Origin of the sequence: Streptomyces hundungensis (assembly GCF_003627815.1) — a bacterium.
In the GTDB taxonomy this organism is placed as follows: Bacteria; Actinomycetota; Actinomycetes; order Streptomycetales; family Streptomycetaceae; genus Streptomyces; species Streptomyces hundungensis_A.
Genome location: NZ_CP032698.1, coordinates 7,068,458 through 7,093,955, shown reverse-complemented (window position 1 = coordinate 7,093,955; position 25,498 = coordinate 7,068,458). Strand labels below are relative to the sequence as shown.

The 25,498-nt window shown below is 74.0% G+C and carries 20 protein-coding genes and 1 pseudogene; 11 read left to right on the top strand and 10 right to left on the bottom strand.

Features of this window, described 5'->3' with window-relative positions:
- Positions 1-23: 23 nt before the first annotated feature.
- Positions 24-569 carry an NUDIX domain-containing protein gene (locus tag DWB77_RS31520; RefSeq protein WP_120725374.1) on the bottom strand — a complete coding sequence of 182 codons (546 nt, stop codon included), beginning with the start codon at positions 567-569 and terminating at the stop codon, positions 24-26.
- Positions 570-768: 199 nt separating this feature from the next.
- On the opposite strand from DWB77_RS31520, the gene DWB77_RS31515 reads away from it, so the two are divergent.
- From DWB77_RS31515 to glpK, 5 genes are all read left to right on the top strand, one after another.
- Entirely contained in the window at positions 769-1,542 is a 774-nt protein-coding gene (locus DWB77_RS31515; protein ID WP_246033939.1) for a M15 family metallopeptidase, read from the top strand.
- Between the two features lie 201 nt (positions 1,543-1,743).
- Entirely contained in the window at positions 1,744-2,100 is a 357-nt protein-coding gene (locus DWB77_RS31510) for a DUF962 domain-containing protein (RefSeq protein WP_120725370.1), read from the top strand.
- A gap of 119 nt (positions 2,101-2,219) precedes the next feature.
- Positions 2,220-2,648, top strand: coding sequence for a Zn-ribbon domain-containing OB-fold protein (locus DWB77_RS31505; RefSeq protein WP_120725368.1), 429 nt, complete (start codon positions 2,220-2,222; stop codon positions 2,646-2,648).
- Positions 2,645-3,835, top strand: a complete 1,191-nt coding sequence (locus tag DWB77_RS31500) for a lipid-transfer protein (protein ID WP_120728465.1) — start codon at positions 2,645-2,647, stop codon at positions 3,833-3,835. Before DWB77_RS31505 ends, DWB77_RS31500 begins: the two co-directional genes overlap by 4 nt.
- Positions 3,836-3,977: 142 nt before the next feature.
- Positions 3,978-5,489, top strand: a complete 1,512-nt coding sequence (glpK, locus tag DWB77_RS31495; RefSeq protein WP_120725366.1) for a glycerol kinase GlpK — start codon at positions 3,978-3,980, stop codon at positions 5,487-5,489.
- 64 nt (positions 5,490-5,553) lie between these two features.
- Here the strand turns inward: glpK and DWB77_RS31490 are convergent, their stop codons facing one another.
- The 4 genes from DWB77_RS31490 to DWB77_RS31475 are packed head-to-tail and all read right to left on the bottom strand — an operon-like array spanning position 5,554 to position 9,960.
- Complete coding sequence (locus DWB77_RS31490; protein WP_120725364.1) at positions 5,554-6,159, bottom strand: GTP-binding protein; 606 nt, start codon at positions 6,157-6,159, stop codon at positions 5,554-5,556.
- On the bottom strand, positions 6,140-6,583 hold the full coding sequence (locus DWB77_RS31485) for a DUF742 domain-containing protein (protein WP_246033693.1): 444 nt from the start codon (positions 6,581-6,583) through the stop codon (positions 6,140-6,142). Before DWB77_RS31485 ends, DWB77_RS31490 begins: the two co-directional genes overlap by 20 nt.
- 27 nt (positions 6,584-6,610) lie before the next feature.
- Positions 6,611-7,057, bottom strand: coding sequence for a roadblock/LC7 domain-containing protein (locus DWB77_RS31480; RefSeq protein ID WP_120725362.1), 447 nt, complete (start codon positions 7,055-7,057; stop codon positions 6,611-6,613).
- Positions 7,054-9,960: a nitrate- and nitrite sensing domain-containing protein gene (locus DWB77_RS31475; protein ID WP_120725360.1), complete on the bottom strand. Its 2,907-nt coding sequence runs from the start codon at positions 9,958-9,960 to the stop codon at positions 7,054-7,056. Before DWB77_RS31475 ends, DWB77_RS31480 begins: the two co-directional genes overlap by 4 nt.
- A 401-nt stretch (positions 9,961-10,361) precedes the next feature.
- On the opposite strand from DWB77_RS31475, the pseudogene DWB77_RS31470 reads away from it, so the two are divergent.
- A pseudogene (locus DWB77_RS31470) lies at positions 10,362-10,748 on the top strand (hypothetical protein); the annotation flags it as partial.
- Positions 10,749-10,963: 215 nt separating this feature from the next.
- On the opposite strand, the gene DWB77_RS31465 reads toward DWB77_RS31470, so the two are convergent.
- From DWB77_RS31465 to DWB77_RS31450, 4 genes are all read right to left on the bottom strand, one after another.
- On the bottom strand, positions 10,964-15,571 hold the full coding sequence (locus DWB77_RS31465) for a hypothetical protein (RefSeq protein ID WP_120725356.1): 4,608 nt from the start codon (positions 15,569-15,571) through the stop codon (positions 10,964-10,966).
- Positions 15,572-15,617: 46 nt separating this feature from the next.
- On the bottom strand, positions 15,618-16,520 hold the full coding sequence (locus DWB77_RS31460; protein WP_120725354.1) for a hypothetical protein: 903 nt from the start codon (positions 16,518-16,520) through the stop codon (positions 15,618-15,620).
- 382 nt (positions 16,521-16,902) lie between these two features.
- Positions 16,903-18,429, bottom strand: a complete 1,527-nt coding sequence (locus DWB77_RS31455; protein ID WP_120725352.1) for a hypothetical protein — start codon at positions 18,427-18,429, stop codon at positions 16,903-16,905.
- A 79-nt stretch (positions 18,430-18,508) separates the two neighbouring features.
- Entirely contained in the window at positions 18,509-19,225 is a 717-nt protein-coding gene (locus DWB77_RS31450) for a GntR family transcriptional regulator (protein WP_246033692.1), read from the bottom strand.
- Between the two features lie 180 nt (positions 19,226-19,405).
- On the opposite strand from DWB77_RS31450, the gene DWB77_RS31445 reads away from it, so the two are divergent.
- The 5 genes from DWB77_RS31445 to DWB77_RS31425 all read left to right on the top strand — a co-directional run bounded on the left by DWB77_RS31445 (position 19,406) and on the right by DWB77_RS31425 (position 23,854).
- Positions 19,406-20,695 carry an MFS transporter gene (locus DWB77_RS31445; RefSeq protein ID WP_120725350.1) on the top strand — a complete coding sequence of 430 codons (1,290 nt, stop codon included), beginning with the start codon at positions 19,406-19,408 and terminating at the stop codon, positions 20,693-20,695.
- Entirely contained in the window at positions 20,692-21,486 is a 795-nt protein-coding gene (locus DWB77_RS31440; RefSeq protein ID WP_120725348.1) for a putative hydro-lyase, read from the top strand. Before DWB77_RS31445 ends, DWB77_RS31440 begins: the two co-directional genes overlap by 4 nt.
- Before the next feature lie 102 nt (positions 21,487-21,588).
- Positions 21,589-22,362 (top strand): LamB/YcsF family protein, encoded by a 774-nt coding sequence (locus DWB77_RS31435; RefSeq protein WP_120725346.1) that lies wholly within the window; start codon positions 21,589-21,591, stop codon positions 22,360-22,362.
- Positions 22,359-22,988, top strand: a complete 630-nt coding sequence (gene pxpB, locus DWB77_RS31430) for a 5-oxoprolinase subunit PxpB (protein ID WP_120725344.1) — start codon at positions 22,359-22,361, stop codon at positions 22,986-22,988. Before DWB77_RS31435 ends, pxpB begins: the two co-directional genes overlap by 4 nt.
- Positions 22,985-23,854, top strand: a complete 870-nt coding sequence (locus DWB77_RS31425; protein WP_120725342.1) for a biotin-dependent carboxyltransferase family protein — start codon at positions 22,985-22,987, stop codon at positions 23,852-23,854. Before pxpB ends, DWB77_RS31425 begins: the two co-directional genes overlap by 4 nt.
- Before the next feature lie 223 nt (positions 23,855-24,077).
- Here DWB77_RS31425 and DWB77_RS31420 read toward each other — a convergent pair whose 3' ends face one another.
- Entirely contained in the window at positions 24,078-25,496 is a 1,419-nt protein-coding gene (locus DWB77_RS31420; RefSeq protein WP_120725340.1) for a HEAT repeat domain-containing protein, read from the bottom strand.
- Positions 25,497-25,498: the final 2 nt, after the last annotated feature.

The following is a 25,498-nucleotide window of genomic DNA, read 5'->3' as shown; positions in this document are numbered from 1 at the left end:
ATCGCGCCCAGGGCGGTGCTCGATCAGGCGAGCGGCGCGGGCCCGGCGCGGTACTCCCCCGCGAACCATCTGCGGACCGCCTCCGTGTGCAGGGGGAAGGCCAACTCGGCCGGTTCCCGCAGCAGTTCCCAGCCCTCCGTCTCGTCCGTCGGCACCGAGGGCGGCAGCTCGGCGGCCGGCCGCGCGGGCAACAGGCCGAACAGGAGCAGGTGTTGGGGGGAGCTCAGCGCGTCCGCGAGGCGTACCTCGGCCGCCGTGGCCTCGATGCCGGTCTCCTCGCCGAGTTCGCGGACGACGGCGTCCTGCCAGCTCTCGCCGAGGTCGATGAAACCGCCGGGCAGGGCGAGGTCGCCCCGCCGCGGCGCGATGGCGCGGGTGATCACGACGAGCCCGGTGCCGTGGGCGTCGATGACGGGCAGCAGCGCGACGGCGACCGGCAGCGGGTTGCGGTAGGCGGTGGTGCCGCAGTCGGCGCAGGTGCGGGACGTAACCTCGGCGGGTGCGGCGAACGGTGCTCCGCACGCGGCGCAGTGGGAGTCCGGGACGGGCTGGTTCGAGGGGGCGCTCACGCGCGGACTCTAACCGACCTCTCGCCCCCGCCGAGTGGCTTGTCCGGGATCGAATGCCCTTCCCCATCCGCCAGTTGACCTGATAGAGGGTGTGCACATGACACGACGCACCGAAGGGCGAGGCGCGCCCTCGCGACGCCCGCGAGGCGCCGCCTTCCACCGCCCGGCCTCACGATCGCGGCGGGCCGTGCGCGGTCTGATGGCCGCCGCTGCCGCGCTGCTCACCGTGACGGCCCTCTCCCCCGCCGCGCGGGCGACGCCCGAGCCCAAGGCGCCCGAGGAGTTCGTGGCGCTGCGTTCCGTCGACCCGTCCATCCTTCAGGAGATGCGCTATCGCACCCCGCACGACTTCGTGGGCGAGCCGATCGACGGCTACCGGCAGCCGCTGTGCATCCTGACCCGGCCGACCGCCGAGGCCCTGCACCACGCGCAGGTGAAGCTGTTGCGCCAGGGGTATTCGCTGAAGGTGTACGACTGCTACCGGCCGCAGCGCGCGGTCGATCACTTCGTGCGCTGGGCGAAAGATTTGGACGACGAGCGGATGAAGGCGGAGTTCTATCCCCGGGTCGACAAGTCGAGGCTGTTCGCGGACGGTTACATCGCCGAGAAGTCGGGGCACAGCCGGGGCAGCACGATGGATGTGACGATCGTGCGGCTGCCCGCGCTGCCCACCCGGCCGTACCACCCGGGGCAGCGGCTCGTACCCTGCTACGCGCCGAAGGGCGAGCGGTTCCCCGACAACTCCGTCGACATGGGCACGGGGTTCGACTGCTTCGACACGTTGGCGCACACCGACGATCCCCGGATCCAGGGCGCCCAGCGGGCGAACAGGCAGCTCCTCAAGAGCACGCTCGCGGCGGAGGGTTTCGCCAATCTGCCGGAGGAGTGGTGGCACTTCACCTACCGGCCGGAGCCCTTCCCGGACACCTACTTCGACTTCCCGGTGGCCTGGCGGTCGGTGGCCGGACACTGAGCCCGGCGCCGCATTCCGGTTTCGCCGCTCGCCCTGGCATGTTCGGCGCGGACGTCTTGCGGGCCGTATTCCACTTGAGGCCGTGATCCGGGTACGAGCGGGCGGCCGGGGCCACCCCCGTGGGTCCCGGGCGCCCGCTCTGTCTTCCTGGACGCGAAGGAGCCGTATCCGGTTCTCCGCACAGCGCATAGGTTCTGCCGTATGACGCACACGACGAAGCCGACGTTCGATTCGTACGAGGAGTTCTGGCCCTACTACGTGGCGATGCACTCGCGGGCCGCCACCCGGTGGGTCCATCTCACGGGCACCCTCACCGGGCTCGCGCTCACCGCGTACGGACTCGCACGCGGGCGGGGGCGGTACGCCCTCGCGCTGCCGCTCATCGGATACGGGACCGCCTGGCCCGCGCACTGGTTCATCGAGAAGAACAACCCCGCCACCTTCGGGCACCCCGCCTGGTCGCTGCGCGGGGACCGGCAGATGATCGCGATGATGCTGGCCGGGCGCGACCGCGAGCTCGGGGAGATCGCCGCGAAGTGGCTCGCCGAAAACCGCTGAGCCGGGGGCCCGCCCGCGACCGCCCCTCCCCAACTCCGGTTGCCCATGGCACACTTCTGACGTTCCGTCAGATGTGAGTGCCGGGAGGGGCCTTGACAGACGCACGCTCACGCACACCAGTGGTCGCGGGCTGGTTCACGGACGCCCAGGGGCAGGACTTCCGACTGCTCGGCACCCGCTGCGCCGCCTGCTCCACCGTCTTCTTTCCGCGCGAGGACGCCTTCTGCCGCAACCCGGGATGCGCGGGCGGCGAACTGACGGAGGTGCCGCTGTCCCGGCGGGGCCGTGTGTGGTCGTACACCGACGCGCGCTACCGCCCGCCCGCCCCCTATGTGTCCGACCCCCATGCGGAATGGGAACCCTATGTGCTTGTCGCCGTCGAGCTGGCGGCCGAGCACATGGTGGTGCTCGGGCAGGCGGCCCCCGGGGTCGGCGTCACCGATCTGGCGGTCGGGATGGAGGTCGAGGTGGTGGCGGGGGTGCTCGACGAGGACGCCGGGACCACGTGGACGACCTGGCACTGGCGGCCCGTGGGGGTGGCGGCGTGAGCGCGGACATCGCGGTCCTGGGTGCGGGAATGCACCCGTGGGGCAAGTGGGGACGGAGTTTCGTCGAGTACGGGACCGTAGCGGCCCGGGCCGCGCTCGCCGACGCCGGCGTCGACTGGCGCGACGTCCAGGCGGTGGTGGGCGCGGACACCGTGCGCGGCGGCTATCCGGGCCATGTGGCGGGCGCGACCTTCGCGCGGGCGCTCGGCTGGCAGGGCGCCCGGGTGACCAGCGTGTACGCGGCCTGTGCCTCCGGGGCCCAGGCCATCGGCGCGGCCCGGGCGCAGATCCTGGCGGGTCTGGCGGACGTGGTGCTGGTCGTGGGCGCCGATGCCGCGCCGAAGGGGTTCTTCGCGCCGGCCGGGGGCGAGCGGCCCGACGACCCGGACTGGCTGCGGTTCCGGGTGCTGGGCGCCACCAACCCGGCCTACTTCGGCCTGTACGCCAGGCGCCGGATGGCCCTGCACGGCGACACCGTCGACGACTTCGCCCGCGTCAAGGTGAAGAACGCGGCCCTGGGCGCGCTCAATCCGAACGCCCGCTACCGCAAGGCCGTCACCATCGAGGAGGTCGCCGCCTCCGCGGTGGTCGCCGACCCGCTGCGCCTGCTCGACATCTGCGCCACCTCGGACGGCGCCGCGGCCCTGGTCCTGACCAGCATGGACTTCGCACGCCGGCACGGCGCCGGCGACCCGGTCCGGATCCGCGCGGTCTCCACCGTCACCCCCACCTTCCCCCGCACGGTCCTGGACCTCCCCGACATCGCGACCGACTCGGCGGCCACCGTCGCGCCCTCGCCGCACTCGTTCCGTGCCTCCATCGCCCGGGCCGCCTACGAGGAGGCGGGCATCGGGCCCGAGGAGGTGTCGCTGGCCGAGGTGTACGACCTGTCCACCGCCCTGGAACTCCAGTGGTACGAGGACCTCGGGCTGTGCGGACCCGGCGAGGGGGCCAAGCTCGTCAGGGACGGGATGACCTCGCTGACGGGCCGGATCCCGGTCAACACCAGTGGCGGCCTGGCGTCGTTCGGGGAGGCCGTGCCCGCCCAGGCCATCGCCCAAGTATGCGAACTGACCTGGCAGTTGAGGGGCGTCTGCGGAGCCCGTCAGGTCGAAGGGGCACGGGTGGGGATCACCGCGAACCAGGGCCTGTTCGGGCACGGCTCGGCGGTGGTGGCGGTGCGCTGACCCGAGCGTGTGCACGACCTTGACGACCCGTCATGGCCGGTGAAAACTGCCCGTTGTCTCTCGGTATCGCCGGGTGGGGCGCTGGGTGGCCCCGTCCACCCCGCGGCCTCGCTCGACCGCGGCCAGAGAACCAGGGGTAGCCATGACGGACAGGTTCGTCGCCTCCATCGACCAGGGCACCACCTCCAGCCGCTGCATCATTTTCAACCAGGACGGGGCGATCGTCGCCGTCGACCAGCGGGAGCACCGGCAGATCTTCCCCAAGCCCGGCTGGGTGGAGCACGACGCCGCCGAGATCTGGTCCAAGGTGCAGGCCGTGGTGGCGGGCGCGCTCGCCAGGGCCGGGCTGCGCGCCGGGCAGCTCAGCGCGCTCGGCATCACCAACCAGCGCGAGACGACCGTGCTGTGGGACCGGGCGACCGGCAAGCCCGTGCACAACGCGATCGTCTGGCAGGACACCCGGACCTCCGCGCTCTGCCACGAACTGGGCGGCGACCACGGGCAGGACCGGTTCCGCGACGTGACCGGTCTGCCGCTGGCCAGCTACTTCTCCGGGCCCAAGGCGGCCTGGCTGCTCGACAACGTGCCCGGGCTGCGCACCCGCGCCGAACGCGGTGAGATCGCGTTCGGAACCATCGACTCCTGGCTCATCTGGAACCTGACGGGCGGCACGTCCGGCGGCATCCACGTCACCGACGTCACCAACGCCTCCCGCACCCTGCTGATGGACCTGACGACCCTGGAGTGGGACCCCGGGATCCTCGCCGCGATGAACGTGCCCCGGGCGATGCTCCCCGAGATCCGCTCATCGGCGGAGGTGTACGGGACCGCCGTCGGCCAGGTGGCGGGTGTGCCCGTCGCCTCCGCGCTCGGCGACCAGCAGGCGGCGGTCTTCGGACAGGCCTGCTTCGAGACGGGGAGCGCGAAGAACACGTACGGCACGGGGAGTTTCCTGCTCCTCAACACCGGCACCACGCCGGTCCCTTCGAAGAACGGGCTGATCACCACGGTCGGTTACCGGATCGGGGAGCAGCCGCCGGTCTACTGCCTTGAGGGCTCGATCGCGATCACCGGCGCGCTGGTGCAGTGGTTCCGCGACCAGCTCGGCATCATTCGCAGTGCCGATGAGATCGAATCCCTGGCGGCGAGCGTCGATGACAACGGCGGGGCGTACATCGTGCCCGCCTTCTCGGGGCTCTTCGCGCCCTACTGGCGTTCCGACGCGCGGGGCGTCATCACGGGCCTTACCCGCTACGTGACGAAGGCGCATCTGGCGCGCGCCGTCCTGGAGGCGACGAGCTGGCAGACCCGTGAGGTCGTCGACGCCATGTTCCAGGACTCGGGCGTGCCCATCACGACGCTGAAGGTGGACGGCGGGATGACCGTCAACAACCTTCTGATGCAGCATCAGGCCGATGTGCTCGGCGTCCCCGTCATTCGCCCCGAGGTGTCCGAGACGACCTGTCTGGGAGCGGCCTACGCCGCGGGGCTCGCCACCGGTGTCTGGTCGGGCCTCGACGAACTGGCCGCGCACTGGCGGCGCGACGCGCAGTGGTCGCCGCGCATGGCGGGCCCGGTCCGTGAACGCGAGTACGCCCGCTGGCGCAAGGCGGTGGAGCGCAGTCTGGACTGGCACGAAGAGGGCGACCGGTAGCCCTCGCGCACGCGCGGCCCGTACCCCGGTCGGCGGAGGTACGGGCCGCGTCACGCGCACGGGCTCACGTCGTCGCGGGCTGGCGGGACTTGGCCGACATCTCCATGGCGTGCTCGACCACCCCGACGAGGATCTCCTTGACGGACTCGCGCACCCGCGCGTCACACATGAGCAGCGGCACCTCGGGGTCGAGGTCGAGGGCCGCGCGTACCGTGTCGGCGGGGTAACGGGCCGCTTCGTCGAAGCAGTTGACCGCGACGGTGAACGGGATGCCGCGCCGTTCGAAGTAGTCGATGCCGGCGAAGCAGTCCTCAAGACGGCGGGTGTCGGCGAGGACGACGGCCCCGAGCGCTCCCTGGGCGAGTTCGTCCCACAGGAACCAGAACCGGTCCTGGCCGGGGGTGCCGAAGAGGTAGAGCACCAGGTCCTCGCGGAGCGTGATGCGCCCGAAGTCCATGGCCACGGTGGTGGTGTTCTTGCCCTCCACACCGGCCAGGTCGTCGATCGGGCGGCCCGCCTCGCTGAGCCGTTCCTCGGTGCGCAGGGGCCGGATCTCGCTCACCGCGCCGACCAACGTGGTCTTGCCGACGCCGAAGCCGCCGGCGACGAGGATCTTGAGCGTCACCGGATCGACGTGCCGCTTCCTGCGGCTAGAGCGCCCGAAGGCCATTGATCACCTCGCGGAGAAGGGACTCGTCCGGCAGCTCGGCCGGCGGAACGGGTCGGGTTACGTGCACCAGGGCGTCGGCGACCAGGTCGCCGACCAGGACCCGGACCACCCCGACGGGGAGGTCGAGCCCGGCCGCGAGCTCGGCGATCGACTGCGGCGAGTCACCGCAGCGTTCGACGATCTCCACGTGCTCCGGTGAGAGCGTCTGGTCGCGGCCCGGGTCGTCGGCGGCGGGTTCCGGGACGACCACGGCGATCAGGTCGAGCCGGTGCTGGCCGACGCTGGTGGTACGGCCCCGGGTCATGGCGTACGGACGCACCACCGGGCCGGCGTCGTCGTCGAACCAGTGGTGCGGCCGGCCCGGGGCGGCCACCCCCGAGGCGTCCCTCACCTGGTCCTCGGCCCGCTGGTCCGGGTCACTCATCGTGTCCCCCGCTCATGGCGCGCCCCCTCACCCTCCGGTGCGCAGGCCGGTCCGTGGTGCGGTGGTCAGATGGACGCCGACCCGCTTGACCATCAGGGTCATCTCATAGGCGACCTGTCCGACGTCGGAGTCGGCGTCGGACAGGACGGCCAGACAGCTGCCGTCACCGGCGGCCGTCACGAAGAGGAAGGCGTCGTCGAGTTCCACGACGGTCTGGCGGACCTTGCCCGCCTCGAAGTGGCGGCCGACGCCCTTGGCGAGGCTGTGGAAACCCGAGGCGACGGCCGCCAGGTGCTCACCGTCCTCGCGGGTCAGATCGCGCGAGGTGCCGGTGGCGAGGCCGTCGCTGGAGAGCACCAGGGCCTTGCGGATGGAGCCGACGCGGTCGACCAACTCGTCGAGGAGCCAGTTGAGTTCGCCGGAACCGCTCCCGGTGGCGTTGCGTGCTGCGGCTGAGTCTTGTGGCGCGGTCATCGACCGTCCCCCTCCGGTGTGGTTCGTCGTGCGGTGTCGCCCCGGGCCGGCGCGGATGGTCCTTCCGCGGTGTCCGAAGCGTCGTTGTACCTGCGGCCGCGCTGCCAGCCGCGCTGGAGCGAGGCCATCCTGTCGCGCACCTCGTCGGCGTCGCGCTCCGGATCGGGTCCTTCGTCGGTCGCGGACGCGGCGTGGTGGCCCTCGGCGGCCTTGAGCTGGGGGGCCAGGCTCGCCTGGCGGACCCGGCGGGGAAGCCCGCCGAGCTGTGCCTCGCCGTCGGGGCTCGCCCCCAGACGCCTGCCGAGCGGCGCACCGCCCTCGGGCGGCGCTTCGGGCAGGCTGCCCCAGGACGGCGCCGAGCTGGGCGCGCCCGGCAGGTCCGCCGGGTTGGCGGGGCCCGACCCGGACGGCTCGGCGAGACCGGCGGGCCGCACCGGCGTCAGCCCCGAGGGGCGCGGTGCGGGGCGCAGGGGCTGCGGGGCCGAAGGCTCGGCCCGGGAGTCGCCGGGACGCGGCGGCTGGGAAGCGCGGCGTTCGGGCAGCCGGCTCTCGAAGGCCCGGGGCTCCTGGGGGGCCGGTTCGGGCTCGGACGCCGGGTGGCCGCGCCCGTGGCCGTCGACGCGCCGGCCGTTGTCGCTGACCAGCGTCGGCACCCGCAGCCGGCGGGGCAGGGGCAGCGGCTCGTGGTCCTCGCCCTCGTCGGCGGCCTGCGCGTGTTGCTGGCGTTCGTCCGGGGACCCGGCGGCCCGGCGCGCCGAGCGGAGCAGCCCACTGCGCCCCGCCTCGATGCCCTCGCGTCCCACCGGCGCCTCGAACACGGAGGGCTCGTCGAAGCCCAACGGGTCGATGGACGGCTCCAGTTCGACGGGGCCGTCCAGGACCGACTGGCCGGGGATGCCCACGGGCAGCGGCGACAGCGCACGGCGCGGGGCGTCCGGGACGCTCCTGCCGTCGCCCTGGGCGGCTTGGGCGGCCTTGCGGTCGAGCCGGAAGCCGGTGCCCTCCGTCTCGGGCGCGTCGGTGAGCAGGGTGGCCGGGATGAACACGACGGCGGTGGTGCCGCCGTAGGGGGACGGCTGGAGCGAGACGCGGACGTTCTGGCGCTGGGCGAGGCGGCTGACCACGAACAGGCCGAGGCGGTCGGTGTCGGAGAGCTCGAACTCGGGGGTCTCGGCGAGACGCAGGTTGGCGTCGAGGAGGATCTCCGGGGCCATGCCGAGGCCGCGGTCGTGGATCTCCAGGGTGAAACCGTTGGCGACCCGCTCGCCGTGCACCTGGACCGCGGTGTGCGGAGGCGAGAACACCGTGGCGTTCTCCAGGAGTTCGGCGATCAGATGGGTGAGGTCGGCGACGGCGGGTCCGCCGACGCCGAGCCGGGGCAGCCTGCGCACCTCGATGCGCTCGTAGTCCTCGACCTCGGCGACCGCGGCGCGTACGACGTCCATGAGCTGGACGGGCTTGCGCCACTGGCGGGAGGCGGCGGCGCCGGACAGGATCACCAGGCCCTCGGCGTGTCGGCGCATACGGGTGGTCAGGTGGTCGAGGCGGAACAGGTCGGCGAGTTCGTCGGTGTCCTCGGTGCGCCGCTCCATGGCGTCGAGGAGCGTCAACTGGCGGTGCAGGAGCACCTGGTTGCGGCGGGCGAGGTTCACGAAGACCTCGGAGACGCCGCGGCGCATGTCGGCCTGTTTGACGGCGGCCTCGACGGCGGCGCGTTGCAGGGTGTTGAGGGCCTGGCCCACCTGGCCGACCTCGTCGCGTTCGTAGTCGAGGCGCGGCGCCTCGGTCTCCACGTCGACCTGTTCGCCGGCGGCCAGGCGCCGCATCACGCTCGGCAGGCGCACCCCGGAGGCCTCGTGGGCCTCCTTGCGGAGCCGGGTGAGGTCGCGGACCAGTTCGCGTCCGATGCGTACGGACATGAACAGGGAGACCAGCAGGGCGAGCAGACCGAGCACTCCGGCGAGGACCGCCTTCATCACGACGTTGAAGGCGACCGGCTCGACCCGGTCCTGGTAGCGGTTGCCGGCCTGGGTTCCCATCTGGGCGAGGCGGTCGAGCACCGGGGTCGCGGCCTGCTGCCAGCGGGTGGCGTCGATGTGCCGGTCCTTGGCGGGCCCGGCGTCGAGGAGGGCGGCCTCGGCGGTGCGCAGCGCTTCGGTGTCGGGGCCGCTCCAGTACTGCTCGAAGCGGTCGCGTTCGGCCCGGGGGAGGTTCTCCAGGTCGGTTTCGTAGAGCAGTCGCCGGTTGGCCACCAGGTCGGATATCCGGCGCAGTTCGGGGGCGGTCGTCCTCGGGGTGATCAGGGAGGAGGCGACGAGGGCGTCCTCGCGCGAGAGCATCTCGCGGGCCCGGGTGATGCCGACCAGGGCGCGGCCCTGCTTGTCCATCTCCACGTTCTCCAGGGCGTGGAGATTGGTGAGGAAGCCGTAGCAGGGGTCGATGAGCCGGTTGTAGAAGTCCAGCGCCTGGGGCCGGTCGACGGTACCCTGCTCGACGGACTGGCGCAGTCCCGGCAGCGAGTCGAAGCCGTCGAGCACGGTCTTGAGGCGTTCCTTCGCGGCGGGCTTGAGGTCGTCGCGGACGTTCGGGTTGTGGGCGGCGGCGCGGATCCTGGCGAGCGCGGCGTCGGTGGCGGCGCGGCGGCCGCGCAGCGAGGCGAGCGCGTCGGACGGTCGCTGGTCGGCGAGGTAGACCAGGGTCTGGCGGCGCTCCTGCTGGAGGACGCGGACGGTGTCCTCGATGGGGTAGCCGACCTTTTTGACGATGTGCGCCACGTCCATCAGGCCGCCGGCCTGGCGGCCGGTGAGGTAGGTGGAGAACCCCCACAGCGCGGTGAGGGAGACGAGCGGCACCAGCAGCAACGCCACGATCTTCCTGCGGATGGACTTCCCGCGAAAGCGCATGGCCTCCCCCAGATCAACCGTCAACAAACGGCGTGAGCCTACTACCGACGCACAGACAACTCGAAGGCACGTCCGGACGATTTTCGGCCGCTGTCGGAGGCGGTGATCATGAGTTGTCCCGGTATTCCGGGAGATGGCACCCCGGCCCGAAGCCGAGGTCACCCGTCATGGCGGCTTTTCGACCCTTCCGGCAGATGGCTGGAAGTGCTCCTTCCGGCCAAATCCCGGGAATCTTCCGGGAGTTCCGTTCGTCTGTCCGTACGGGTGGTGTGGGACGAGCGGGGTACGCGTGGCGGGGAGCGGGTCCGGTCGGAGCGGGCGCGGACGGCGCGCGGCCCGCGGCGGGAGCGAGGCATCGAGCCTTCGCCGGTGGGGAGGAATGAAGGATGAGCGTTGAGCAGCGGCCCTTGTGGGTGGAAGAGCCGGCCGTACGGCCCCGGTTGCCCGATCCGGTCCGCACGGCGGCCGTCCGCGCCGTGATCATCGTCGCGGCCACGCTGATGCAGGCGGTGGTCGCCTTCCTGTCCACGCTCGCCGGTTCGTGGCTGGCCTTCCCGATGGTGCTGAGCAGCGTCGGCAGCACGGTCCTCGCCACCTGGGGCGTGCTCGACGTCTGGGTCACCCGCCAGGTGTGGAACCAGCGCAACGGCGTGGTGTCGATGCCGAGCAGCACGGCGCGCAAGTTGCGCCGGGAGCGGCGCCGGGCCCGCCGAGCGGCGCGTACCACGCAGGGTGCGGCGCGAATACGCTCCACGGACGGTTCGGGGCAGCGGCTGTCCCGGGCCTGACCGCCAGGCGCCGCAGCGACCCGGAGCCGAGCCGCCGGGGCGCCGCAGCGACCCGGAGCTGAGCCGCCGGGGCGCCGCAGCGGCCCGGAGCTGAGCCACTCGCCTGGGCGGCGTCGCGGCCCGGAGCTGCGCCACTCGCCTGGGCGCCGCCCGCGGCCCGGAGCCGAGAGCCGGCCCAGGGCGCGGCGCGGCACCTCGCGCTGCCAATCGGCCGATCAGGCGGGCCTCTTGAACATGCGCGTCGCGGTGATCTCGCCGTGCACGGTCTCGCCCGTGGTCTCCTGCTGGGGGAGGCCGGGGCGCAGATGCTCCTCGACGCTGATGTACTTCAGGCCCGCCCTCAGGTCCGCGTCGTTGCGCAACCGGATCACCAGGGGGAATTCGGCGAGCGCCGTCGTGTCGAACAGGCCCGTGGTGTAGAGGAGTTGGACGCCGAGGGCATCGGAGACGGCCCGCTGGAGCTCCAGGAGGTACGTCGCGTTCGCGCGGCCGATGGGGTTGTCGAGGAAGAGCGTGCCGGCGTGCCGGTGTTTGTCGCGGCCCCGGTCGTTGCTGCGCAGCGCCGCCATCGTGCAGTACAGGGCGATCGCGGCGGTGAGCAGCTGGCCGCCTGAGAACACGTCCCCCATCTGTCCGACGGGGACGCGCTCGGCGCGCAGCACCGCGTCCGGCTTGAGGATCTCCACGGAGATGCCGCGCGGCTCAAGGGCCGCCTGGACTCCGCGCAGCAGCAGGGACATGCCGTCGCGGCGCAGATCGGAGTTCTTCTTGACGGCGGCGCGGGTGGCCTCGTCGATGACCTCGCCGAGGCGTTCGGTGAGGGTGGCCTGGTCGGGTTCGTCGAAGCGGACCCGCAGGAACTCCTGGCCGGACCACTCGCCGAGGCCTTCGGGAAGCTGGGACAGGCGCTGGGCGGAGCGCAGCGTGGTGAGCGCCGATTCCACCAGGCCGCGCAGCCGGTCGACGATCGAGTCGCGGTTGCGCTCCAGCTGCTCCAGCTCGTCGGTCAGGACGCGAAGCCGGGGTTCGAAGGCGGCGGCCCACGCGGCGGCGTGCTCGGGCAGGGCGGCGGCGGGCAGTTCGCGGATCTGCTGGCGGGCCGGGGTGCGGACCTGCTCGTAGCGGGTGGCGTTGGCGTGGCGCACCAGGATGTCGCTCGCCTCGCGCACGGCGGAGTCCGCGGCCGACAGGTCGCCGGTGCAGCCGCGCAGGGCGCGCCGGGTCTCGGCGGCGGCCTGGCGGGCCTCCTCCCAGGTGCCCGGATACGGCTCGGGCGCGCTCTCCTCCTCGGGGCCCTGGCCGTTGTCCCGCAGCAGGTCGCGCAGGAGCGCCGCGGTCTCCTCGAAGCCGCCCGCCCCGTCCTCGGCGGCCCGGTGGGCGGTGAGCAGTTGGGCGTGCGCGGCCCGGGAGGCGTCCAACTCGTCGGTGCGCGCGGCGAGTTCGGCCGTCGCGGTACGCAGCAGGGCCTGGGCCTGTTCGGCGTCGGCGGGCACCTGGCCGTCGGGGAGTTCGGTGTGCGCGTCGCCGTCGGCGGGGGCCAGGCGTTCGGCCTCGCCGCGCAGCCGGCCGAGCTGTTCACTGGCCGTGGACGCCCGCGTCTCCAACATCTGCACGAGCGATTCGGCGCGGGCGGCGGCCGCCTGCCGGGAGGGGCCGTCCGCGCCGTCGGTGCCTTCGAGGAGGGTGGCCGCGCGGGTGCGCACCTTGTTGGTGAGCCGGTCGAGCTCGGCCAGCGCCGCGCTCTCGTCGCTCTCGGCACGGGCCTGCTCGGCGCGCAGGTCGGCGCCGACGCCGACCTTCTCGTACAGCTGGGACGCGGCGCGGTAGGCCTCGCGCAGGGCGGGCAGCGAGGTGCGCGGGGCGTCGGCCTCGGGCTCGGGGAGGTGCTCGGGGGCGCCCGCGATCTCGGCGCGCTCGGCGCGCAGCGCCCGGGAGGTCCGGTGGGCGTCGTCGGCGGCGCGCTGGGCGGCGCGGCGGTCCTCGTCGGCGGCCTTGGCGCGCTCCAGCAGCGTCTGGGCGCGGGCCTCCGACTCGGCGGCCTCGTCGGCGAGTTCACGGAGCTTGACCTGCCAGCCGGCCCGCTCGCGGAGCCGGAAGGCGAGGCCGGCGAGCGCGTCGGCGGCGCGCCGGGCGCGCTGGGCGGCCTCTTGGCGCTCCTCGCGTACCCGCGCGGTCTCGGCGGCCGCCTCGTCCGCCTCGGCCCGCGCGGTGCGGGCCTCGTCCAGGACCTGGGCGGCCTCACCGGCGGCTTCACGGGTGGCACGGGCGGCCGTGGCGAGTTCGGCGAGCATGCCGGGCGGGCAGTCGGCGCGCCAGGATCCGATCCGGGCGGCCAGCGAGCGGTCACCGGTGAGCCGGGCGGCCAGCGCCCGGATCTCCTCGTCCCGGGCGGTGGCCCGGCCGCGCAGTGCCTGGCGTTCCTCGTCGGCGGCGTGCTCGTCGTGCATCGCCGGGTTCGGCGGCACGAGGAAGATGCCGCTGTCGGTGCCCGAGTCCGGGGCCGGAACGGGCGCGAGCAGGGCGGCGGTGGTGCCGACGGCCACGGCGGAGCGCGGCAACAGCGCGGCGTTCGCGAGCGCCTCGCGGGCCCGGGCGTGCGAGGCCGGGTCGGTGATGACCACGCCGTCGACGAGTTCGGGGCGGGCCGCGAGCACCGCGGCGTGGTCGGCGGGAGCGACGGCCTGTGCGAGGTAGCGCCAGCCGGGCAGCGCCGGGATGCCGTGCTCGCCGAGGTATTCGACGGTGGCCAGCACATCGGGGCTGGGCGGCAGGAGACCGCCGTCACCGAGCGCGCCGAGGATGCGCGCGTCGTCGGCGGCCGCCGTGCGCAGGTCGAACAGCTGGCGTTCGGCAGAGGCCACCCGCTGGTCGAGGAGCTCGCGCAGCTCTTCCGCCGCACGGTCCAACTCCTCGGCGGTGAGCGGGCTTTGGCCGCTCTCGCCGTCGGGTTTGCGGGGCTCGGGCACCGCGGCGCCGACCGCGGGCAGGCCGAGCAGTTCGGCCAGGCGCTCTTCCCCGGCGAGCGACTCGGCGGCCCGGCGTTCGGCGTCGTAGGCGTGGCCGGCGGCGCGGGCGGCGTCGTCGGCGCGGGCCGCGGCCAGTTCGGCGCGGGCCTCGACGGAGGCGGCCTCACGGGCCCGGTCGGCGGCGGTGCGGGCGGCTTCGCGGGCGGCGTCCCAGCCGGCCACCGCGTTCTTCTCCGCGTCGCTCGCGGCGAGCGCGGCGCGCGCCGGGTCGGCGTCCGGGGCGCTGTCGTCCAGCCAGCCCGCGCGGACCGCCTCGGCGGTCTCCTGCTCGACCTCGGCCAGACGCTGGCGCAGGTGCCCGGCCTCGCTGCGGGCCCGCTGGGCCTCGGTCGCGGCGGCCGTGGCGTCGCGGTGCGCCGCCTCGCCCGCTTCCTGGAGGGCCGCGGAGCGCTCCTCCTCCTCGGCCGCGAGGCGCTCGCCGTCCTCGGCGGCCGTGTGCAGGGCCCGTACGAGATCGGCGGCGGCCTTGGCGCGGGCGGCGAGGGCGGGGGCCGCGTCGCGTTCGGCCTCCTGGATGGCGGCGGCCACGCGGGCCGAGCGGTCGGCGGCGGCGCGGTGGCGCAGGACGGCCTCGGCGGCCTGCCAGGCGGAGTGGAGCGTACGGGCGTCGGCCAGTTCGCGGCGCTGCGCGGCGGCGGCCTTCTCGGCGACGGCGAGCGCCAACGAGGCGTGGCGGTAGGCGAGTTCGGAGGCGATCAGGGAGCTGCGGCCGCGGGCCTGCTCGGCGAGGGTGACGTGCTGGGCGGCGGCGGTGACCTGGTGGGCGAGGTCGGCGGCGCGGCCGCGCTCTTCGGCGGCGCGGGCCGAGAGGCGGCGCGCGAGCCTGCGGGTGCGCCGTTCGGCCGCGGCGTGGACGTCACGGGCCCGGGCGCGGGTGTCGGCGGCTTCGACGATGCGGTTCAGGAGGTCGACCGAGCCGGCGGTGAAGTCGCGCTCCGCGGTGAGTTCGGCGCGTCGGCCGAGCTTGTTGCCGAAGCCGCTGACCAGGTCGGCGAGGCCGTCGGTGTCGCGGGTGTCGGTGACGGCGCGCAGGAGCAGGTCGGTGAAGTCGGAGTCCTTCTTGACCGCGAACAGGCCGGCGGCCTCGCCCTCGTCGGCGTTCATCTCCCGCTGGTAGCGGAAGAGTTCGGGGTCGAGACCGAGCTCGCCGAGGTGCTCGTTCCAGCGGTCGTGGATCTCTTCCCAGTACACCTCGAGATGGGGGTAGACCTTGGCCGCCTCGGTGATGGCGTCGCGGAAGCCCTTCATGGTGCGGCGCCGGCCCTGGGCGCCCGAGGCGCCCTCGGCGGACGGCCGCATCGCGCTGGACTCGGCGACCGGCAGCGAGTCGAGGCTGAGGCCGGGGCCCGGCCGGAAGGAGTACCAGGCCTCGGCGAACTTCCTTGGATCGTTGGAGACTTGGCGCCCGCGCCACTCACTGACCTTGCCGACCACGACGAGTTCGCCGGTCAGGGTGTGCTGCCACTCCAAGGCGACGTGCCCGCAGTCGTCGGCGAGCAGGAATTTGCGCAGGACGCCGGAGCTGGCGCCGCCCAGGGTGTTGCGGTGGCCCGGCAGCATCACCGAGAAGATCAGCTTCAGCAGTACGGACTTGCCGCCGCCGTTCTCCAGGAAGAGCACGCCCGCGGGCGCGGGGCGGCGCGGCGGGCCGACCGGCTCGTCCTCGAAGAACTCGGCCTGCGCGGGGGCCGGGTTGGGCACGGGCGCGCCGACTCCCCGCAGGTCAAGCACGGTGTCGGCATAGCGCGCACCGGCAGGCCCGATGGAGTAGAGGCGGACCCGGGACAGCTCGTACATGTCGGCGGACTCTCGTGGTGGTGGGGGGCGGAGGGGGGAGGCGGCGTCAGGAGTGGAACGGCAGTCCGGCGTCGGCCACCAGTTCCAGGTCGTCGGCGTCGGGCGGCGGCAGCAGGGTGGCGCCGCCGTCGGTGACCGCGACCACGCCGAGCTCGATCAGCTCGGTGAGGGCGGCGCTGCCCGCCATGTCGCGGACCTGCAACTGGTAGCGGGCGGTGGTGCGGTAGGCGCCGCCCGCGTCGTCCCCGGTCCGCTGGAGGAAGCCGGATTCGGTGAGGAAGGCGACCGCCTTGGCGACGATGCCGGTGGTGGAACCGGCGAGTCGGCGGGCGTCCTTGGTGGCGCCGGTGGAGCTGCGCCGCGCGTAGATCCGCCAGGCGGCCTCCAGGCCGGGGGCGCCGGTCTCCGGGTCGGTGTTCTCGCCGGTCTCCTCGGCCCGCTCTTCGAGGCGGCGGCAGGCCTGCCGGACGAACGCGTCCACGCCGTTGACGGTGATACGGCCGATGTAGCCGTCGTCGGCGAGGTCCTCGGGGCGGGGGAACGCGAGGGCGGCGACGGCGAGATGGGCCAGGCCGTGCAGGAAGCGGTCGGCGGAGTCGGGGGCGGCGGCGCGGCGGGCGTAGTCGCCCATGCGGACGGCGAAGACGGAGTCCTCGGCGGCGGTCACGGCCATGCCGGCGCGGGGGGACACCTCCAGGACGATCAGGCCGAGCCCCGCGGCGACGGCGTCGGCGAGCCGCGCGAAGGCGGGGTCCTCGCGGTGGCGGCGGAGCAGTTCGGCGTACTCCGCGTCGCGGGCCGGCAGCAGTTTGGGCTGGAGGCCGAAGGCGACGAGCCGGGCGGCGTCGGCGGCGTCGGCGGGGGTGATCCGGCCCTCGCCGCCGGTGCCGGTCGCCGCGGGCGCCGGGGCGTCGTCGCCGAAGGCGGGCTCGGGGTGCTGATCGGTCACGGGTGCTCCATCGTGCGGTGGTGGTGGTGCGTGTGCTCGACTGCGGGGGGCTGGGCGCCTGCGGCGGGCGGTTTCCCCACCCCGCCCCTTCCCGCAACCCTCCGGGGGTGAGAAGGGAAAGGGAGGGCGGTCGTCCTGAGGGCTGCGCCCCCAGACCCCCACGGTGGCTGCGCCCCTCGACCCCGCGGCAGCGCCGATTCCAGCCCCTTCGGCGTGCTGGGGGCCGGGTCTGGGTAACACCGGCCCCCAGACCTCGGCGCAGGCCAATTCAGCCCCTCCGGCGTTTGAGGAGCGGGGTCTGGGGCGGAGCCCCAGGAGTACGGACCCGCGGTCGGACGCCCACACCCGGAGGGGTTCGGGAAGGGGCGGGGTGGGGGAAATCTCACGCCGCCTCCGTCCGGCCCGCGGCCATTCCCACCGTGTCGAGCAGTGCCGTGCCCACGATCAGGTCCGCGCCGCCGAACTCCGGGTCGTCGAGGTGCGCGCCGTCGTCGACCGCGAACAACAGCCGCTCCTCGCCCTGGCGGTAGGCCGTGCCGACCGGCGGGCTCGCCGCGTGGACCGCCAACAGGGCGACCAGATAAGGCAGTTCGGGGTCGAGCAGGCGGGCCTCGGCGAGCAGGCCCGACAGTCGGCGGGGCGCGTCGTGCTCCAGGTCGAGCAGGCGCATCGCGGCGGCGAGCTGCTCCTCGCTGAACCGGCTGTCGTCGGGGGTGGCGATCAGCTCGGGCTCGGGCATCTCCGCGCCGAGGTGCTCCCGTTCCACGGGCGGGGTGAGCAGTATGTCCACCAGGTCGCCGACGCGCACCGCCACCGGGGTACGGGGGCCGGTGCCGCGGGCGAAGAAGGCGTCGGTCACCCGGATCGCCTGTTCCACCGGCAGCGGCAGCAGCGGGGCGACCAGCTGGCCGTACAGGTCGAGGCCGGAGCGGGCGGCGGGGCGGGCGAAGGCCTGGCGGTCCTGTTCGGCGCGGAAGAGCGGGCCGGCCTCCAGGAGGCGGGACTGGAGCTGGGTGTGGCGGCGGATGCAGTCCTTGACGATGTCGACGAGCTCGGCGGCGCGGCGCTTGTGCTCCGGGTCCTCCGCCTCGTCGCGGGCCTTGCGGATGTTGGTGAGGATCGCGTTCTCGTGCCGGTAGCGGTCGGCGACGTGGTCGAGGGCCTCGGCGATCATGTCCGGCACCGCGTTGAGCCAGTCGACCGCGCGCACGTTGCGCCGGGTGGCCTCCAGGGTGCGCCGGAGCGTCTCGGCGTACTGCACCGTGCGGTAGCGGGCCTGTTCGGCGGCGAGCTGGGCGTCGGCGAGGCGGCCGCGGCTGATGAGGACCTCCAGCTTGACCTCGGCCGCGATCTGGGCGCTGGTGACATCGGTGTCGAGGGCGCCGACCAGGACGTTGACGGCTTCGTCGGTGGTGCGTAGATAGACGGCGCCGCCGTAGCCGGGGACCTCTTCGAGGAGCTTGAAGTCGTAGTCCCTGCGGACGTAGACGCCGTCGGGGTTGAACGTGCCGTACACCGCGCGGAAGCCCCGGTCCACGCTGCCCACGTTGATCAGGTTCTCCAGGACCCAGCGGGCCACCCGCTCGTGCTCGGCGGTGGGCCGGTCCGGTGCCTGGGCGGCCACGCGCGGGATGAGCCGGGCGACGATCTGCTCGTGGTCGGCGCCCGTGTCGAAGTCCATGTTCAGGGTGACGAGGTCGATGGAGGCGAGGGCCACCTCGGCCATCGCGTACACCGAGTACTCCCCCGCGAGGTTGGCCTTGCGCACGTCGAGGTCGTGCAGCGGGGCGGTGCAGGCGAGCGCGCGCAGCCGGCGCGCGAGGCCCTCGTCGGCGGCCGGGCCCGGTGCTGGGCGCGCCGCCGCGCTGAGCTGGGGCGGAACGGATTCCGTCGAGGCAGGCGAAGTCACGCTGGACAGATTAGGTCCTCGCACTGACAACGGTCGAAACGGCGCAGATCAGCCCTGGGGTTCGGGGCCGTGGCCCGGGTCAGGCGGAAGCGTCCGCGACCAGCTTTCCGTACGCCCGCACGAGCTGGGCGCGCGAGTCGTCGAGGTAGTCGGCGAGCAGCAGCCCGGCCTTGTCCCGCTCGCCCGCGCGCAGCGCTTCCAGGATCCGCCGGTTGCGTACGAGGTAGGGCTGGTGGAGGCGGCGGGGGTCGTCCACCACGTGGAAGGCCAGGCGGAGTTCGGCAAGGACGCCCCGCATGAGCTCGTCGGTGCGGGGGCTGCCCGCGAGGCCGACGAGTTCGCGGTGGAAGTGGATGTTGGCGGTGGAGACGCCCTGCCAGTCGCCCTCCCGGGCCGCGCTTTCGCCGGCCGAGACGGCCGCGTCGAGCCCGTCGAGCCAGCCCGGGGGGTGGGGCGGTTCGCCGAGCGCCTGGACGACGGCGCATTCGACCAGGCGCCGGGTGCGGTAGATGTCCGTCACGTCCTCGACGGCGAGGACCCGGACGAAGACCCCGCGGTTGAGTTCGTGGACGAGCAGCCGTTCGTGGGTGAGCAGTCGGAACGCCTCGCGCAGGGTGTTGCGCGAGACCCCGAGGGCCTTGCCGATGGCGTCCTCGGCGAGGCGGTCCCCCGGAGGGAAGAGGCCTTCGGCGATCCGGGTGCGCAGGATGTCCGCGACCCGCTCGGCGGTGCTGGTGCGACCCAGCAGAGCGCGGTCCTCGGCAAGTCGCCCGATGTCCCGGTCCGTTGTCGCCACGGCGCCCTCTCTCCCCGCCGGCCGCTGCCGCCGACGCGAGGACCCATCGTAGAAGGACCGTGAGGACATGAGGAAGCGGGAACGTCTCGGCATGAGTCTTGTCGGATCGTTCAACAATCCCCTACGTTGGAGCGACCGCACGGTCTCGGCAGCCCTCTCATCCCCTCCTGCGAGGTGCACATGAGCACGACCAAGGCACAGCCGCAGCACGGTCAACACCCGCACCACAACGGCCCGTTCGGATGGCTCAGGGCCCTCGGCCCCGGCGGCCGGCGCGCCTTCGGGGGCGCCTTCGGCGGCTACGCCCTCGACTCGTACGACTTCTTCACCCTCCCGCTCACCATGGTCGCGATCTCCGCCTACTTCGGGCTCGACACCGGCCGGACCGGACTGCTCACCACGGTGACCCTGGTGGTCTCGGCCGTGGGCGGCGCGCTCGCCGGGGTGGTCGCCGACCGCATCGGCCGGGTCAAGGCGCTGATGATCACGGTGGGCACCTATGCGGTGTTCACCGTCCTGTGCGGCTTCGCGTCCAGCTACGAGATGCTCCTCGTCTTCCGCGCCCTCCAGGGACTCGGCTTCGGAGGCGAGTGGGCGGTCGGCGCGATCCTGGTCGCCGAGTACGCCTCGGCCAGGCACCGCGGCCGCACCCTGGGCGCGGTGCAGAGCGCGTGGGCGGCCGGCTGGGCGCTCGCCGTGGTCGTCTCCACCCTGGTGTTCCAGTACGTGGACGAGGACACCGCCTGGCGCGTGGTGTTCTGGACCGGGGCGCTGCCCGCGCTCCTGCTCGTCCATGTGCGCCGCAACGTCGAGGACGCCCCCGAGGCGGCCGAGCGACGGCTCGCCACCGCCCGCACCACGAGCGGCGGCGCCACCTTCGCCGCGATCTTCCGGGGCCCGCTGCTGCGCACCACTCTGTTCGCGGTGCTGCTCTCCACCGGCGTCCAGGGCGGCTACTACACGCTGGCGACCTGGGTGCCCACCTTCCTCAAGAGCGAGCGGCACCTCACCGTGGTCGGCACCGGCGGCTATCTGACCTTCCTGATCTCCGGCGCCTTCCTCGGCTATCTGACCGGGGGCCACCTCACCGACCGGCTCGGCCGGAAGAAGAACATCGCCCTGTTCGCAGTGGCGTCGGCCCTGTGCATCCTCCTGTACACGCACCTTCCGTCGGGGGCGAACACCCTGCTCCTGGTGCTCGGCTTCCCCCTCGGCTTCTGCATGTCGGCGATCTTCAGCGGCTTCGGCTCGTTCCTGAGCGAGCTGTACCCGACGGCCGTGCGCGGCACCGGTCAGGGCTTCACGTACAACACCGGGCGGGCCGTGGGCGCCCTCTTCCCCACCCTGGTCGGCTATCTCGCCGACAGCTGGGGCGTCGGCGGAGCGCTGGTCTTCGGCGCGGTCGGCTACGCGATCGCCGTACTCGCCCTGCTCGGGCTGCCCGAGACGCGCGGACAGGAGCTGTCGTGACCGGCCTCGAACCCGCCGCCCTGACGCCGCCGCACGAGGCGCGGGCCCTGTTCCGTTCCGGTACGGACGTGCCGACGGCGGGCTGGGCGCCCGGCCACACCCAGGCGAACCTGGTCGCCGTGCCCGCCGACTGGGCCGAGGACGTGCGGCAGTTCTGCGCGCGCAATCCCCAGCCCTGCCCCGTCCTCGACGTCACGGAGCCCGGCTCCTTCACGACGCGGCTGGCCCCCGCGTCCGATCTGCGCTCGGACGTTCCCCGCTACCGGATCTGGGAGAACGGTGAACTCGTCGCCGAGCCGGTCGACGCCACCGACTGGTGGCGCGCGGACCTGGTGACGTTCCTCATCGGGTGCAGCTTCACCTTCGAGTCCCAACTGGCCGCCGAGGGCGTGCCGTTGCGCCACATCGAGCAGGGCCGCAACGTCTCGATGTACGTGACGAACCGGCCGTGCCGGCCGGCGGGGCGGCTCAGCGGCCCGCTGGTGGTGTCGATGCGGCCGGTCCCGGCCGCCCTTGTGGCCACGGCCTGCCGGGTGACCCGGGCGATGCCCGCGGTGCACGGCGCGCCCGTCCACTCGGGCGATCCCGCCGCTCTCGGCATCAAGGACCTGTCCCGGCCCGACTTCGGAGACCCGGTGGTGGCCGAGCCGGGGGACGTACCGGTCTTCTGGGCCTGCGGGGTCACTCCGCAGGCCGCGGTGATGGCGTCCCGGCCGCCGTTCGCGCTCACGCACGCGCCCGGCCGGATGTTCCTCACCGACGTCCGCGACGAGCACTACCGGATCCGCTGAACCACCCGGGCCGGCGGCCCTCCCGAGCGGGCGTCCGGCGCCCGCTCGGGGCACACTGCACCACAGGACCACACACCCTCGTGAACAGGAGAATCCGCGCCCATGACCCGGTCCGCGACGACGTCGATCGACCTCAATGCCGACCTCGGCGAGGGCTTCGGCCACTGGCGGCTGACCGACGACGAACACCTGCTGTCCGTCGTCACCAGCGCCAATGTGGCCTGCGGCTTCCACGCGGGCGATCCGGCCATCATGCGGCGGGTCTGCGACCTGGCGGCCGAGCGCGGCGTCCGTATCGGCGCGCAGGTCTCCTACCGGGACCTCGCGGGCTTCGGCCGACGCTCCATGGATGTGCCGCCCGCCGAGCTGGCCGCCGAAGTCGCCTACCAGATCGGCGCGTTGGAGGTCTTCGCACGCGCGGCGGGCAGCCGCGTCGCGTACGTCAAACCGCACGGCGCGCTCTACAACCGCGTCGTGCACGACGAGGAGCAGGCGGCGGCCGTCGTGGCCGGGGTGCTCCTCGCGGGCGAGGGGCGCGCCGTCCTCGGGCTTCCGGGGTCGCGGTTGCTGGCGGCGGCCGAGGAGGCCGGGCTGCCCGTGGTCACCGAAGCGTTCGCGGACCGCGCCTACACCGCGCGGGCCACCCTGGTGCCGCGCGGCACCGCGGGCGCGGTCGTCAGCGACCCGGACGCGGTGGTGGCGCGGGCCGTGTCGATGGCCCTGGACGGCACCGTGGTGGCCGCGTCGGGTGAGCCCGTCCCGGTCGGGGCCGGCTCGCTGTGCGTGCACGGGGACACCCCGGGCGCGGTGGAGCTGGCCCGGCGGGTGCGGGCCGCCCTGGAAGCGGCGGGCGTCCGGGTGGCGGCGTTCTCGTGAGCGGCCCGCGCGTCCTGCCGGTCGGGGACCACGCCCTGCTGGTCGAGCTCGACAGCGGCGAGGCGGCCGGCGCCCTGCACGCCGAGTTGGTACGCCGCCGCGCCGCCGGAACGCTTCCCCTGGTGCGCGAGATCGTGCCCGCGGCCCGCACCGTCCTGCTCGACGGAGTGGACGATCCGCCCGCGCTGGCCGCCCAGTTGACCACCTGGGACATCCCTCCCCTGGAGTCCGGTGCCGAGGAGACGGTGGAGATCCCGGTGCGCTACGACGGCCCCGATCTCGCGGACGTCGCCGCCCGGTGGCGGGTGTCGGAGCGGGAGGCCGTACGCATCCACTCCTCGGCCGAGTTCCGGGTCGCCTTCTGCGGATTCGCGCCCGGCTTCGCCTACCTCACCGGGCTCGGCGAGCGCTACGCGGTGCCGCGCCGGGCCACCCCCCGCACCGCCGTCCCCGCCGGGTCGGTGGCCCTGGCGGGCGAGTACACCGGGGTCTACCCGCGCTCCTCCCCCGGCGGCTGGCAGCTGATCGGCACCACGGACGCGCCGCTGTGGGACCCGCACCGCGAGCCCGCCGCGCTGCTCACCCCGGGCACCCGGGTCCGCTTCGTCCCCCGGCCGCCCCGATGACCGACCGGGCCCTGTCCGTCGTACGGGCCGGGGCGCTCACCTGCGTACAGGACGAGGGGCGCTTCGGGTACGCACACCTGGGGGTGCCGCGGTCGGGCGCGCTCGACCTGCCGGCGAGCCGGCTCGCCAACCGGCTGGTCGGCAACGCCCCGGGCGCCGCCGTGCTCGAAACGACCCTCAACGGGTGTGCGGTACGGCCCCGTTGCGCGGTCACGGTCGCGGTGACCGGGGCGCCCTGCCCGGTCGCGGTGGAGGGCCGGGCGGTGGCCTGGGGCGCCCCGGTGCGGGTGCCCTCGGGGGCCGTCGTCGAGGTGGGCGCGGCGACCCGGGGGGTGCGCTCGTATCTGGCGTTCTCGGGCGGCATCACCGTCGAGGCGGTGCTCGGCAGCCGCTCCACCGACCTTCTGTCGGGCCTCGGCCCGCCGCCGCTCAGGGACGGCGCCGTGCTGCCCCTTGGCCGGCCGGAGCGCGGGTGTCCGCACGTTGACGTGGCGCCCGCGCCGGGGGTGGCGGACGAGCTCGTGCTGCGGGTGCGTCCGGGGCCGCGCGCGGACTGGTTCACGGCGGACGCGCCGCGCGTGCTGGCGACCGGGCGCTATCGGGTGTCCTCGGCGAGCAACCGCATCGGCCTGCGCACCGAGGGGCCGGCGCTGCGCCGCGCCGTGGAGGGTGAACTGCCCAGTGAGGGAATGGTGTTGGGGGCGGTACAGGTGCCTCCGGACGGGCTGCCGGTGGTCTTTCTCGCCGATCATCCGACGACCGGGGGCTATCCGGTGATCGGCGTCGTCCCCGAGCCGGATCTGGCGGCCGCCGCCCAGGCCGGGCCGGGTACACCGCTCAGGTTCGTGCTGGGACGCCGGCTGTGATGCGGCGCGTGGGTCCGGCGAGGCGTCGGGCTCGCGGGGCGGCCGGGGACGGCCGGGCGTCGAAGCGCCGGGTCCGTGTGCCGCGAGGGCGCCCGCGGGGCGGGCGCGGCGCGTCAGAGCCCTCCCCCGTGGCCATAGGCCGGGGCTGTGACGTGCGGTGGGTGACCGTCCGGGCGGGTGCCCTGCGGTCGGCGGGGCGTCGAGGGCCCCGGTCGGCCGTGGGTCACACGGCGGTGGTGTCCGGTCCGAGCCGGTCGTGGATGGCGCTCTGCACCTCGGCCTCCTCGGCCGGGTCGGCGGCGAGCCTGCGCAGTCGGTCCGCCACCCGGGCGTCCACGAGTTCGGCGTACTGGGCCGCCACTTCCCGCGTGGTCTCCTCGCAGTCCCACAGGCATTCGACGGCGAAGCCGGTGGCGAAGGAGGGGTCCGTCGCGGCGAGCGCGCGGGCGGTGCGTCCGCGCAGCTGCGAGGAGGCGGTCTCGCGGTACACGTGCCGCAGGACCGGGGCCGCGCATCCGATGCCGAGCCGTCCCGCCCCGTCGACGAGGGCCCGCAGCAGCGGGGCGTCGGGGCCTTCGGAGCGTACGGTCTCGCGCAGTGCGCCGAGCACCAGCTTCTCGTCGCCTGCCTCGCCCCGGGAGGCGAGCACACTGGCGGCGGAGGCGCCCAGTTCGTCGGGGCGCTGGGCCCAGCCGCGGGCCCGGTCGACGGCCTCGGCGCCGCACATCCGCTCGAAGGCGTGCACGGCGGCCTCGGCCGCGATGGGCGAGCCGGTCGAGACGGCCGCCTCGATCAGGTCGAGGACGCGGGCGTCGCGGGACTCGGCGAGATAGTGCAGGGCCGCGCCGCGCGCTCCGTCGGTGCCGGAGCGGGCCGCCTCGATGATGGCGTCCCGGTCCTCCGGGCCTGCGACGGCGCCGAGGCAGCGGGCAGCGGGCAGATGCAGGACCGCGCCGCGCTCCAGGCCCTCGTCGGCCCAGTCGAAGACGGCAGCCACGCTCCAGCCGGGGCGTGGGCCCGAGGGCCGCAGCTGGCGCTGCCAGCGGTCGAAGGATCCGGCCTCCTGGGCGGCCCGCACCCGGGCGCCCACGCCGGGGCGCGGATCCTCGGCCCACAGCCGCCAGGGACGTGGCTCGAAGGCGTCGCGCACGGTGGCGGCGAGCTCGGCGTCGCCGTGCGCATCGGCGCTGAAGCGGCCGAGCACGGACGTGGCGAGGGCGCGCAGGCCCGCGTCGTCGTCGCGCAGCGCGAGCTCGTCCAGGGCCCAGGCCCAGTTGGAACCCGTCGCGGCGTAGCGGCGGAGCAGCGCGAGCGCGTCGTTCCTGCCGTACGAGGCGAGGTGGCCCAGGACGGCGAGGGCGAGCCCGGTCCTGGTGTCCTCGGTGTCGAGGAGGTCCTCGGCGCCGAAGAGGTGGTGCTCGATCTGGTCGAGCTCACCGTCGAGATCCAGGAAGAGGCGCGCGTAGTAGAGGGAGCGGTTCTCGACCTGCCAGTCGTGGCGGGGGTCGCTCAGAACGCAGTGGTTGAGGGCCGCCAGGGCCTCGTCGCGCGGGGCGGCCAGCGCGTGCAGGGTGCCGTCGCCGCGGCCCCGCTGCAACAGACCGAGCAGCGTGCCGCTCGGCGCTATGACTGGATCGAACATGG